Origin of the sequence: Pseudoalteromonas luteoviolacea, assembly GCF_001696455.1 — a bacterium.
GTDB lineage: Bacteria > Pseudomonadota > Gammaproteobacteria > Enterobacterales > Alteromonadaceae > Pseudoalteromonas > Pseudoalteromonas luteoviolacea_C.
The window spans coordinates 26,431-41,168 of the sequence record NZ_MAUJ01000014.1 but is presented as its reverse complement, the minus strand read 5'-3'; the positions used below and the strand labels follow the sequence as shown (position 1 = coordinate 41,168).

Annotated in this window: 2 protein-coding genes (1 of these 2 running past the window's edge); both read right to left on the bottom strand. The window is 47.5% G+C overall.

Translation table 11 applies throughout. The annotated features are described in order from the left end of the window. Positions 1-3,003: the 5' portion of a non-ribosomal peptide synthetase gene (locus A7985_RS23365; protein ID WP_065792830.1), read on the bottom strand. It extends 1,860 nt beyond the left edge of the window; 3,003 of the gene's 4,863 nt are visible here — the first part of the coding sequence; its start codon is at positions 3,001-3,003; its stop codon lies beyond the left edge, outside the window. After that, complete coding sequence (locus A7985_RS23360) at positions 3,003-14,738, bottom strand: non-ribosomal peptide synthetase (RefSeq protein ID WP_065792829.1); 11,736 nt, start codon at positions 14,736-14,738, stop codon at positions 3,003-3,005. Before A7985_RS23360 ends, A7985_RS23365 begins: the two co-directional genes overlap by 1 nt.

Sequence of the window (14,738 nt, the reverse complement as noted above, 5' to 3'; positions counted from 1 at the left end):
GCTAGGGATAACATAGGCGACGAGTCGCTTTTCTTGCCCGCTGTCTTCACGATGTAAGACTACGGCTTCTTGTACCCGCTCGGACGCTTCTAATTGCGCAGCAATTTCGCCTAATTCAATGCGAAAGCCGCGGATCTTGACTTGCTCATCGATACGGCCAAGAAACTCTAAATTTCCATCAGGCAGCCACCGAACCAGATCTCCCGTTTTATACAAGCGGTCTTGTGTGTTGTCAGAGAAAGGGTGTGCGATAAACCGCTCTGCACTCAGCTCAGGTTGACCATGATAGCCTCGTGCCAGTCCTTGACCGCCTATCAACAGCTCACCCGCAACACCACAAGGTTGTAAGGACAGATGATCCTTTTGCCCTTGTTCGTGACTGGCCACAACATAAAGCTGGGTGTTTGCCATGGGTTTGCCGATGGGCACGTTAACGCTGGGTAGGCTTTGTTTTGGCTCAATGGTAAAGGTTGAGGCCCCCACCGTCGCTTCCGTAGGCCCGTATTCATTGACAAACGTACAGTTTGGTAAGAGCGCTTGCCACTGCTTTAAGGTATGGGTCGTTAAAGCTTCACCACCAATGATTATCAGGTGCTGTGCTTGCGTGCTAACTTCTAATTGTTCCCCTACGAGCAAGGCGTCTAAATGTGCAGGCGTTAACTTAAACAGTAATGCCTCTTCATCATCACACAAATAGTCAGGCAATTGTGACAGCATAGGCTGTTGTTCAGAGAGCAGCTCGATATGATGGCCTAGCATTAACGGCGCCCACATCGGCGTCACCGTTGCATCGAATGACAAGGATAAGCTCACAACAGCGCCACTCAGTCCCCTTGAAAAATAAGCTTTTTCACAATGACCGAGATAATCTACAACCGTGTGATGTTCAATCAGCACTCCTTTGGGACGTCCCGTAGAGCCTGAGGTGTAGATGATGTAGGCCAGATTAGTTGGACTCAACCCATCAACAACAGGATTATCTTGCGATGCCCCTTGCAATGTCTCTTGGGTCGCCGAGTCATCGAGGGAAATGAGCATTTGGCCAGACGTTGGGAGCACGCTTTGTAGTGACTTTTGGGTCAATATCCACTGTGCGCCAGAGTCTTCCAACATGTACTGAATACGCCCAGTTGGATAGTCTGGATCTATGGGGACGTAGGCGCCTCCAGCTTTTAGAATCGCCAGCAAACTCACGACCATATCGGTGCTGCGGCGCATGCTAATTGCAACCGTGGTATCAGGCTTTACCCCGAGCGAAATCAGATAGTGCGCCAGCTGGTTCGCGCGCTGGTTTAGCTGCGTATAAGTCCAGGCTTGGTCATCGACGATCACCGCTGTGTTATCTGGGGTAAGCGCGGCTTGCTGTTCGATATGGTGGTGTAAACAGCGATCTGCGCGATGGGTTGTTGCCTCTATTTTATCTGGACATGACCAGGTGTGCAGTTGTGCAAGTTGTGCTGCATTGTTTATCTCCAAGTCATAGATTGGCATATCCGGTTGATTGACGATATTGGTGAGTAATGTCTCAAAATGTTGGCAAAATCGAGCGATGGTCTCTGGGAGAAATAGCGCTGTACGATACTGCCATTCCATATGCAAGCCGTGTTCAGACTCAATGACGCTGACATGCAAGTCATCGCGGGCAATGCGTTCATCTTTATTGAGCTGTGTCATTGTCAGACCAGGCAAAGACATACTGGCTTGTTCATTATTTTGCAGTACAAAGATCACCTGCACCAAGGGATCAAATGCCAAGCTTCGCTGCGGGTTTATTTTTTCGACCAGCGTTTCGAACGGCACTTGCTGATGGTTATAAGCCTCTAAAATGGTACTTTTACTGTTTTGGAGGTAAGCACTAAATGATTGGTTATGAGATAGGTCATTTCGTAGTACTAAGGTATTTACAAACAGGCCAATCAGGGGTTCCAAGTCTTGATGGATCCGACCAGCATGGGGCGAACCCATGACAATGTCTTTTTCTCCACTTAATCTTGCCAGCAACAGTGCAAATGCACTTTGTAGCAACATAAAGAGCGTGACCCCCTGACTTTTACACAAGGCATGTAGCGAACTTTGCAGTGATTTACTCAGGTCATAATGATAGGTATTTCCCTGTGTGCCCTTGCGCGCAGGACGTGGAAAGTCGAGCGGCAGCTGGTGCACTTTCGGCGCGTCAGCGAGGTGCGATAGCCAATAGTCGACATCGCGTTTAAACTCGTCTTGCTTGGCGTTGTTTCTTTGCCAGGCAGCGTAATCGGCGTACTGTACCGTGGGCTTTTCAAGGGGCTGGAGTGCGTGTATATCGTCTAATGCCGCTTGATAGTGCTGCGAAAACTCTTTGATCAAAATGGCAGTTGACCAGCCGTCGGAGGCAATGTGGTGAACATTGAAAACCACCACATGCACGGTCTCGCTCATTTTGACTAAATGGGCTCTAAGTAGGGGCGCTTGATCCAATCGAAAAGGATGGGCGGTATCCTGTTCGATAAGCGTCTCCAACTCGGCTTGTTGGTTAGCGGGTGTCAGTGCGCTTAAATCAACGTCTTTAACGGGGCTTTCATATGTTTCGCAAATGTGTTGATAAACGTCATCTCCCGCCATCACGAAGCGCGTTCTTAAGACCTCATGACGTTGGAGTATGCGGTCAATGGCGGTCATGAAAGCGCGTTGGTCTAGCTGCCCTTCTAAGCGCAGTACGTTGGTCAAATTGAAGTGTGCGGAGCTTTTCTCCATTTGATCAATGAACCACAAGCGCTGCTGGGAAAACGACAGAGGAATCGCGCCGTTACGATCGACAATAGGTATGGGCGCAATTGTTTCGTTATGGCTGTTTGCCATTGCTTGCAATTGCACAATAATCTCATCTTTATGTGCCTTGATCTGCGCTCTAAGCTCTTCAGATAGTGCGCCTGATTTAGCTTTAAACTTCAGTTTGTCGTCATCAAGGTAAAGAAGCACGCCCTGTTCGAGCGCACTATCAATGATCCCTATCACATTCTCCACTAGATCTCTCCTTCCATCATTATTTCAGAGTCGTCAGAAATGTTTTTCTCAAGCTCAACGAGCCGGTTCATTCTCAGTTGGTTATCGATTTCAATTGCCTGCTCAGCAAGTACTGGATGTTCAAACAAAATCTTGAGTGGCACTTCGACATCCAGATGTTGCCTGATAAGACTTATTAACCTGGTTGCCATTAATGAGTGCCCCCCCAAGTTGAAGAAGTTATCGGTGCGACTAATGGGCGTTTGCTCCATCCCGAGGGCTGATAACCATAGGTCTGAAAGCGCTTTCTCCGTGTCTGTTTGTGGCGGCTGATGATGCTCTATCGTGCTGGCCTGCATCGTGATCAGTGCAAGTGCCTGACGGTCTATTTTGCCACTTTGATTTAAGGGCATTTCGTCTAAGACAACATAGCGGCTTGGCAGCATATAATCAGGCAATAACGTCCGCAGTTCGACTTGCAGTGCCTCTAGGCTAAAGGCCTCGCTTGCCGGGACGACATAACCAATCAACACGCGGTGTTCGCCTTCACCATGACATCTGACAGCCTGCTGTTTCACCATGTCTAACGACGCGATGGCACGCTCGATATCGGTCAATTCGATACGATATCCACGCAACTGTAGCTGATCATCCTTACGGCCTAGGAACTCTAATTGTCCATTGGGCAACCAGCGCACCGTGTCACCGGTACGGTACATCATCGGCACATCGCTGCTGTATGGGTTGGCAATGAAATGCTGGTTAGTTTTGTCTTCATCTGACAAATAGCCTTGTGCCACGCCCTGCCCTGCAATGTATAGCTCACCAGGAACGCCGACGGGTTGCAGCATGCCATCTGTGTTGCACACATAGAGCTGCGTATTTTGAATGGCATGGCCGATGGACAGGCTTTGACTTGGGGTCACAGCCATCGCGCTACACTCGCCCACGGTTGCTGCAACCGTGGTTTCAGTGGGCCCATACTGATTGTAATATTTGGCCGCGGGTAAGATGTGTGACTGCCAAGGTGCGAGTCGTTGTGCCGTCAGCGTTTCGCCGCCAATCACAAACACATGCTCCGTGCTGACTGGCTGGGCTGGCAATTTGTCTTTGAGTATGTTTTCCAGTGCATGTAAATGTGATGGCGTGACTTTTATCATGTAAGCCTGATCGCCAAGCAATACGGCTGGAAGTGTTTCCAAGACGGAATCTTGTTCTGGCAGCATGCACACTGTTTTTCCCGTTAATAACGGAGTAAATAACGGGCATAAGGTGGCATCAAAGCCAATCGAGCCACTGACTATCGCCCCATCGAGGTGATCAGCCATATACTGACGCGCACTGTATTGTAAGTAGTTGGATAAATTATGGTGGCTTACCATGACGCCTTTGGGCTTGCCCGTAGAGCCCGATGTATAAAGTACATATGCCAAGTCTTCTTGTGTATTGAGCGTCGGCATCGCTTCTTGTACAGCTTGCTGTTCAAACGCAACTTGCTCAACGGCGATGACCTGCATGGTACTGTCATGGAGGCTTTTTAGCTGATTAAGCTGTGCCAACTTGGCTGTATGCGTGATGGTCAATACGGGTTGACTATCTTGTAAAATGGCTTGAATACGGCCTTCTGGTAGTTGATTATCAATCGGAATATAGGCCGCACCACTTTTTAAGATCCCCAGCAAGACGACCATTAACTCAGTACCACGCGGGAGGTGGACGGCAACAAAGTCCGATTGCTTTACATTATGGCTTAGGAGGTAGTGGGCAAATTGTGTACTCCTTTGCGAAAGCGCCTGATAAGTCATTCTTTGATCTGCACACGAAACCGCAATGTGATGTGGCGTTAAGGTGGCCTGCTGGGTGAACATGTCGACCAGTGACGGTAACTTTGCATCATTACGGTTGCCAGATCCGAGCGCGATTAAGGTTTGTTGCTCTGGCATAGCCAACATGTCGAGCTGCTGTATCGCTGGTGCTTCGCAGGCATCGGACAATGACAAGTGGATAAATGCCTTGAGTATGTGTTGGAAGTGCTCAGCTAAGCGCTCTATCAACACTGGATTGAATTGTTCGGCATAATACCCGATATCAATGCGCAATGCGCTTTGCTGGCGGGCAACCAAGGTTAAACCATAGTTGGTTTGTGCACTATCGTCTAAGTGCTCGATGGCAAAACCTAATTGCTTTTGTAGGTCGTCTACTGCAATTTCATTTGGATAGTTCTCATAGACAAGCACACTGTCAAATAGAGGCTGACCATTATCCACACCGGATAACTGCTGGATCTGAGCAAGTCCTAGATAACCATACTCATCAAGATCCATATTATTGCGCTGCAGTATTTTGAGTAATGCCGACAGCGACATGTCTTCATTAAACTGCACTCTTGTGGGGAGCGTGTTAATGAACAGGCCTACAATGTCCTCAACCCCTTTGAGTTGCGCAGGTCGTCCCGAGACCGTTAAACCAAACACGACGTCATCTTGATCACTGTATCGGCGCAGTAAACAGGCCCAAGCGGCCTGTAAGACCACACTCATTGTGCAGTGATTTTGCTTAGCTAATTCTTGCAGTTGTGACGTCGTTGCTTCATCAAAAACGAGCTGGTGCTTCTGCGCGCCGGAAGCGGTGTTTTCGCCAGTCAGTGTATCGATATTTATTGGTGTGGCATGTTGTACATCCTCCAGCATTGCCTGCCAAAATTGCTTCGCTTCTGCTTGGTGCTGCTGATTTAACCAATCAATGTAACGCTCGTATGGCATGGGCTGCGTCAGCTGAATTGCTTTGCCTTTTATCAAAGCTTCGTAACTCGCCAGCACCTCTGTAAACACAATCGGTAAACACCAGCCATCCAACAAAGTATGATGGTGGGACCAGACAAAGTGGTAGCGCTCTTGCGATAGCTTGATCAGGGTGATGCGCGTTAATGGTGGTGTTTCAAAGTCAAAACTCTGTGCTTTATCTTGCGCTCTATAATCAGCCAATGCTTGGTCTAGTACGTCCGCACCTTTATGACTCCAGTCCAGTTCAATAAACGGGATTTGGGTTTGCTTGGTGACAACCTGATGCATTTGCACCCCATCGAGCGCTGTGAAGCAGGTGCGCAAAATATCATGACGCTCAACGACTTGTTGCCAGGCATCCTTAAATGCCTCGATGTGGACATCGCCTACTAAGTCACAGAATGTCTGACCTGTGTAGGTGCTTCCGTTGCCATCTAGTAAGCCATGGAACAACATACCCGATTGTGTCGGTGTGGTGATATAAAGCTTGTCGAGGGTCGGATAAGCCTTGTTAAGCTGCGTCAGTTCCGTGTTGTTCAGTGTCGAATTTGGAAAATCGTCCACAGTGAGCTGTGCGTGTGCGTGTTGACAATGTCTCACGCATGATACTAATGCCTCTTTAAATAATTGTGCGAGGGTATCAACCTGTTCACGGCTAAATTGCGCAGATCCAATGAGGGTGAATTGCAGCGCCCCTTGGCTGACCATACCATTGAGCGTTAACGGTGCCGTTTGATGGTTAGCGGCTGCAATGTTGTCTTGCGCTGCTAACTTGTCAAACTCTGGGGCGATAGGGAACACACTGTTTGATTGACTCCCATTATCAACTTGTCCAAGATAGTTAAATACAATGGCATCCTGCTCAACGTTTGCGACGGCGTCAGAAAATTCGCTATCATCGACTAAATAACGCAGTGCGCCAAAGCCGATACCTTTGTTTGGAACCGCACGACACGAGGCTTTGCTCTGCATAATTGCAGCCGCGATGTCACCGCCTTCTGGAATTTCATGTACCAGCGGGAACAATGTGGTAAACCAGCCGATAGTGCTGCTGACATCGGTATGTGCGTCAACCTCTTCTCTACCATGACCTTCAAGCAGGATCCGCATGCGCGATGCCCCTGCCCACTTCTGCCATGCCAAACTCAAGGCCGCGAGCATAATTTCATTGACTTGGGTGCGGTACGGTCTATTGCACTCGCCCAATAATGCCGTGGTATCTTCTGCACTTAACGTGATCTGTGTATTCGAAGAGACGCCGCTGTGGTGATCAGGTAACGCCGGAACGGCTGCGCAAGCTTGTTGTAACCAGTATGGACGTTGTGATTGTATTTGCTCAGTGTGTGCGTACGCTGTCAGTGCTTCAACAAACTGTCGATATGAGGACGTTTTGGCATCCAATACGATATTGGTGGCATGGTGAGTATCGCGCTCCCATTGCTGCCAAAATTGCGCCAAATCCTGATGCAATATACGCCAAGACACCCCATCAATCACTAAATGATGACACACAAAGAAAATGCGATTGCCAATGGCTTTATCATCTGATGTAAACAACACGGCTTTGATGATCGGGCCATCTGTGTAGTTCAATTGAGTCTGGTGCTGCTTACACAGTGTATGCAGTTGTTCAAAATATGCGTGATGGTCCAAACCACTTAAGTCATGCACTATGCTAGATTGCTCAAGCATGTGCTCATTTAACTGAACAAAGTTGGCTTGGTGGCGCGTTGGTTGCACGGAAGTGAAACGCAATCGCAGCGCGTCATGACGTGTCAACAATGCAATAAATAATGCTTTTAGAGCCAGTCCATCAAAGTGCGCTGGTGCCGATAACAAAACAGACTGATTAAAGTGATGGGGCGCTGCAAACTGCCAGTCGAAGAACTGTTGCTGTATTGGCATCAGCGCCATAGTACCTTGCAGCTCGTCTTGTTCGGCGTGCGAGGTGTGCGCATCTTGCTCTATATGTTGGCTGAGCTCGGCGATTGTCTGGTACTCAAACATTTGTCGTACTGACATGGCTAAACCATGTTGTCCCGCTCGGGATGAGATTTGAATCGCAATGATCGAATCGCCGCCAAGTGCAAAGAAATTGTCTTCAATGCCAACCTCTTCGAGACCCAGCACTTGCTCCCAAATCTCACATAGCACTTTTTCCACTTCATTGCGTGGTGCGATGTAGTCTGTTTTTTGTAAGTCGCTTTCACTGGGGGCTGGGAGCGCTTTTTTGTCTAATTTACCATTGGTCGTTAGAGGGAATCGCTCTAAGAACACAAATACACTCGGGATCATGTAAGCTGGTAGCTGCGCTTTGAGGTGTGTTCTAAGGGTTTTTACCTGTGCCCGCTTAAATTCTACAAATGCGTCGTCATCCTCGACATCAATCGGATCACTGAGGGTCAAGTATGCGACAAGACGTTTCTCGCCATTTTCATCCAGGCACAACACAATACATTCACCGACGCCCTCTAAGCTGCCCAGCTTATGCTCTATCTCTGTCAGCTCGATGCGGAACCCACGCAGTTTTACTTGTTCATCTATACGTCCGATGTAGCTTAGTTGACCATCGTCTAGCCACTTCACTAAATCCCCGCTGCGATAGATATATTCAGAACTGGCTTGTAGATGGGCTGGGGCTTTAATAAAGCTTGTGGACGTCAGCGCCTCTTTATTGTGATAGCCATGTGCAACGCCATGACCGGCAATATAGAGTTCGCCAATCGCGCCTGTCGCCTGAACTTGTAACGCATCGTTAAGAACATACAGCTGGGTGTTGGCTATCGGCTTGCCAATGGGGATTGCGCCCCCTTTGATAGTATCAGAAAGCTGGCCTTTCACACGATAAACACTGCACCCTACCACCGTTTCGGTTGGACCATACTCATTGATAAAGCCGACTTCTGGGAAATGCTGCAACCAAGGTGCCAACGTTTTAGAGGTTAACTGTTCGCCACCAACCACCACCGTATGTGCAATATCGTGACCTGTGCTCAATATGCCATGCGCCACTAGGGCATCTAAGTGCGCAGGGGTTATTTTAAATAGCAACTGCGTATCTGTACGCGAGATCTGTTTAGCTAAATGGCTTATTACGTTTTCATCATCAGGCAACAGTTCAATGGTTTTGCCCGCAAACAGCGGAGACAATAGCGTTGTTAAGGTGGCGTCAAATACCAGTGGGCCACTGACAATGCCCGCGCTGGTCTCTGCATCAAAATAGTTAGTCGCGGCATATTGAAGGTAATTAACGACCCCTGCATGGGGTACCATCACGCCTTTTGGCAATCCAGTCGAGCCAGATGTGTACATAATATAGGCAAGGGTACTGGCTTCATCTTTGGTTGGATTGCTGGTCGGTTGAGCACCCATGAGTAAATCACGCATCTGCTCATCGAGTGGTATCGCTAAAATATCATCGAATGGCAGTTCTGCCATGAGCTCACTGTCTGTCAATACAACCTGAGCGCCAGAGTCCTCTAGCATATGCAGAATACGCTCATCTGGGTTTCTAGGTTCTAATGGCACATAGCAGCAGCCGGCCTTTAAAATACCCAGTAAACCAATGAGCATTTCCATTGAACGTTCGACACATAGCGCAACAGGTGCGCCGTTACCTACTTTCTGAGCATTTAGAAAATGCGCCACTTGGTTTGCTTCTTCATTCAGCTGCGCATAACTCATGTTGCCATCGGGCGATGAAATTGCGATTGCCTCAGGTGTTCGTTGCACTTGCTGCTCAAAGACATGGTGAACGGTATCAGGGATATCGTAGTTCACTCTGTGATTATTCCACTCTTTAATGAGCTTCACTTGTTCGTGCTGTGTGAGCGCTGAAACCGAGTTAACCTGGTGTGATGGCGAAGAGATCAGCGCATCCAATAAGGCCTCAAAGTTATTCGCCATGCGTTGCACTGACTCAGCTTTGAATATCTCTTTACTGAATAGCCAATCAAAACTCAATTGTGCTTCGCTTTGAGTCGCGCTGATGTACAAATCATAGCGAGAGTACGGTTCAATGATTGGTAATATTTGAGATTGAATGTCGTTCAACGCTAGGTTTTGCACTGTGTGTGTGTGCAAATCAAGTTTGATTTGCACCAGTGGGTTATAGCGAAGGTCGCGATTTGGTGCCAACCTCTCAACCAGCATTTCGAACGGCACGTGTTGATGGGCGTAAGCATCCAGTATGGCATTTTTGTTGCATCCCAGTAGGTCTAGAAATGAGTCCTGCTCATTGAACTGAGTTCTGATGATCAAATCATTGACGAAGAAGCCGATAAGTGGCTCTAGTTCGGCCTGATCTCGACCTGCAATGGCGGTACCAATCACAACATCGTCTTCTCTACTGTAACGATGTATCAATATGGCTAAGACGGTTTCTAACAGCATAAACAACGTCGCATTATGCGTGTCACAGAACTGTTTCATCTTAGTATATAGGGTGTCGGAAATGCGGTGCGTAGATACACCACAATGTAACTGCTCTTGTGAACTTCGTTCAAAATCAAGTGGCAAACTATGTACTTCAGGGATCCCCGCGAGTTGAGATTGCCAGTATTCAAGTTGACTTTCTAAGTAGTCCCCTTGTAACCAACTTTGTTGCCAAATCGCGTAATCAGCATATTGCACCGACAGTGCTGGGAGATCGGGTTCAGCTGCGTTGCACGACGCGTTATAAAATCGACTGAACTCTTGGCTGAGTAGATCCACAGACCATCCGTCAGCAGCGATATGATGAAGTACGAATAATGCAACATGACGAGCAGGGTCTAATTTGACCAAGTGCACGCGTAACATTAAATCAGATGAAAGGTCGAACTCGCGGTCGGCTTCTGCTTGCAGCAATGTTTTCACTGCCAGTTCTTGGTTGCTTTCTTCTGTGAAGTCCGTGTAGGTAATGGGAGCCGAGAATTGTTGGGTAATAACCTGCCGTGCCTTACCTTCTGATTTAACAAAACAGGTGCGCAACACTTCATGGCGTTGGATGATCTGAATAATGGCATGTTCGAAGTGTTGAGTATCTAGCGCTCCTTCCAGTAAGAAAGCACCTGGCATATTGTACTGCGCACTGCCACTGTGAATTTGATCGACAAACCAAAGGCGTTGCTGAGAAAAAGAAAGCGGCAATGGATTATCGCGCCCAGCCACTTCAAGTGCGGGTCGTGTTAGTTCATCACGCTGATCTGCGAGGGCGATGGCAAATGCTTCAACGCTTGGATGTTCAAAAATGCTTTTTACCGATACGTTTAGGCCTAACACCTGGCGGATTGCGCTGATGGCTTTTGTCGCGGTGAGCGAGTGGCCACCTAGTGCAAAGAAACTATCGGTTACACTCACACGTTCAACGTTCAACACGGTTTGCCAAATATCACATAGCTGGGTTTCCAATTCATTTCTCGGTGCAACGTATACTTGCTGGGCAAAGTGCTGGAGATCGGGCGTTGGTAACGCTTTTCTGTCAATTTTGCCATTTGCAGTAAGTGGCATTGCATCGAGTTCAACAAACACCTCTGGCACCATGTAGGAAGGAAGTTGCGACGCCAGTTGCGTTTTTAGCGACTCCACGGAGGCTTGTTGATTATCTTTGGTTGTGAAATAAGCCGCTAAATAAGCATCTGGCTGACTGTTATTAATGCAAGCAACCACCCCTTCAAATATATCCTCGAGGTCATTTAAACAGCTCTCAACCTCTCCCAGCTCTAGACGATAACCTCGTAATTTGATTTGGCTATCAATACGCGCAATAAACTGCAGTTGGCCATCAGGCAGCCAGCGAACCAGATCGCCGGTGCGATACATGAGCGCGTTGCCTTTAAAAGGGTTATTGACAAAACGCTGAGCGGTTAACTCCGCTTGGGACCAGTAACCTCGGGCCAAACCTTGACCACTGATATAGAGCTCGCCTGGCACCCCAACCGGCACTGGTTGCATGTGACTATCCAATACGTAGACCTGAGTATTGGCTATCGGCTTACCTATTAAATTGGGCTTTGAAAAGTGCTGCTCTACTTGTTTAAACGTTGACCATATGGTGGTTTCGGTTGGGCCATATACATTCCATAGCGTGGGGCTTTGTGCGAGGAGCTCTTGTGCCAGCGCATCGGGTAATGCTTCGCCGCCACACAGCATTTTCAATGGTGTCTGTTGCTGCCACCCCGCTACCAGCATCATTTGCCATGTTGCAGGCGTTGCCTGCATCATAGTGATTTCCTGACGAGATAAAATATCGAGTAAGCACTGCGGATCTTTCGCTTCTTGCTGGCTGGCAATATATACGCTGGCGCCATTAAGCAAGGGTAAGAACAGCTCTAGTACAGAAATATCAAAAGACAAGGTGGTGACTGCTAGCTGTTTATCTTGTGCAGTAACCGAGAGTTCTGATGCCATACTATTGATTATATTTTGTACAGATGCGTGTTCAACCATGACACCTTTTGGCTTGCCTGTGGAACCGGAGGTATACATGATATACGCAAGCTGTTTATTATCGACCTCTGGTAAGCCGCCCTCCCGATCCATGCTGTTTATTTGCGATTGAATAGCGGCATCGTCCAAGCAAACAACATATTCATTATGAGGGGAAAATAGCGTGTGTTGATAGGTGCGCTCTGTGAGGATGATGTTTGCCCCACTATGAGTCACCATATAATTAAGCCTTGCTTCAGGGAAACTCGGATCGAGTGGCACATATGCACCACCTGCTTTTAATACGGCCAATACCGCGACCATCATATCCGCTGTACGAGAAAGGCAAATGCCGACGGGTTGCTCTGGTACCACACCCTGACTGACGAGGTAATGTGCAAGCGCATCACTGCGTTCACTGAGCGCCTGATAACTTAACGTACCTTGTTCACATTGAATTGCCAGTGCATTGGGCGTTAATGTTGCTTGTTGTTCAAATAGAGTATGGAGGCAGTGCGAATGACTAGGCCAATCTACCTTGGTGTCATTCCAAGCAGACAACATGGTGTCTGTGGTAGACGCTGAAAGCAGCGTGTATGACGTGACCTCTTTTTCTGGATTGTCTAATACGGCCTCGGTGAGTTGAAGCAGTAGTGCCTGCAAGTACGCAATGGTTGATTCGTCAAAAAGCGACGTATCATAGCGCCAGTGCAGTTTGGTTGATGTTTGGTCATGGATGATGTGTAAACGTATATCTAGTTGGTTATCCGCATGGGTGAGTGGCGGTGGCTCACTGTCCGTAACACCGAGTTGATATATGTTTTTATGACTGGGGGTGTGTGGTATCGCGAGTAACTGCAACAAATGTGTTTCTGGCAGAGGGGTTAACTGGGTATCGTATAGTGTTTGTTTATGTACTGCGAGCAATTGTTCAAACAACAGTCCGTCGCTCAAATGTGTATGCAGCAAGCCATGCTTGGCATGAGCGGGAGCGGTGATGTCTAAGTCTATGAGCGCATGATCACTGGCACTCATTCTGGCGGTCAATATACTTAAGACTGAGTGGATTAAGAGCGGTACAGAGATCTCCAGCGCGGTGCAGTAGTCTGACAACGCCTTACTTAAATCGGCACCTAATTGCCCCTGATGTACACCCGCTTGATAGTTTTGAATTGAAGGTCGACTTCTGTCCAATGGGAGGTTGTGTGATTGTGGTATGTCTTTAAGATATCCCTGCCAGTAATTGAGTAGATGCATTCGACCGGTGTTATAAAGATTTGGCTCAGTCTCATTTTGTCTCACGCGTGAGAAATCATCAATGGAGATCGCCAAGAAGGTATCGACAAACTTGAAAAATTCCTCAACTAACACCGTCATATCTGCCTTGTTGAAGTAGGCTAAGTTATGATCTACCTGCAATTGAGTATGTGAATCACTGTATTCCCACAGCGTGAACATTAAGGGAGTCTGCTCATGATCATGGCTTTGATATACTAAATGAGCCGGCTTACCATCAAAATCTAAGTGACTATCAACACTCAAATAGCTGTATTTGATTTGGAACATATCAGTTGCAAGCGTTCGCATCATTTCCCCGAGTGGAAAACGCTGATGCCTAAAGTTACTCCTGATCCGCTTGGAAACTTGTTCACACAGTGCTTGTTGAGATTGTTCATTGTCAAACTGAATGCGCAGTGGCACCACACTGATGAAAGTCCCCAGCATGGATTTGTCTAGCTTGTCGCGCCGGTTATGTACGGGGGTGCCAATAACGATTTCATCAAGCTTATAAACGGTTGCAAAGTAATTGGCCAGTATGACTTGGTAGAGCTGGGCAATGGGGATATCTAACTCTTTGGCCCGTTCGCTTATCGCCTGGTGTCTTTGCTCTGGTATATCAGCAATTAAACGTTCACTTTTGAATACGGACTTACTTTCACTGTTGGTGTTGTAATACGGGGTTAAAAATGGTTTGGGACAGCTTGCTAACTCCGAGGCCCAGTAGTCTTTATCTTTGCGATAACGTGCACTATTTAGGTAGTTTTGCTCATTCTCAATGACTGCAGACCAAGGTTTTGTTACTGGCTCCTCGCCACTCATGTAATAACTGCCCAAGCGTTCAGCCCAGTTTGCAAAACCCCAACCATCCATCATGATGTGATGCGCTAAGCCAACATAGAACCAAAGGTCATCACTCAGCTTCAGCAGTGTCGCTTTATAGAGCTCGTTATCATCGATTGGAATAACCGTTTGGAAATGTGTGTTTAACCACTGAGAAGCAGCTCGTTGTGGGTCGTCATGATGAGACAAATCAACAATGGGCAAATCCAAGTTTCGCTCATGTGATATATGTTGTGTTACGTCTGAACCATCAAATGTGATGCGAAGGCCAAACACATCATGATTCATAACTAACTTCTTGTGCGCGCAGGTTATTCTATCAATATCAATACTGGGTAAATGAATGTAACCCCCAACATTGTAGAGTGGGCTTTGACCAAAGTTCATCTGATCAAAATAAATATCCTGTTGTATCAGTGAGAGCGGCAATGTCTCAAACTTCAT

Coding starts and splice junctions, on each gene's coding strand:
- A7985_RS23360 (WP_065792829.1), bottom strand. CDS start 14,738: ATGAAGTTTGAGACATTGCCGCTCTCACTGATACAACAGGATATTTAT.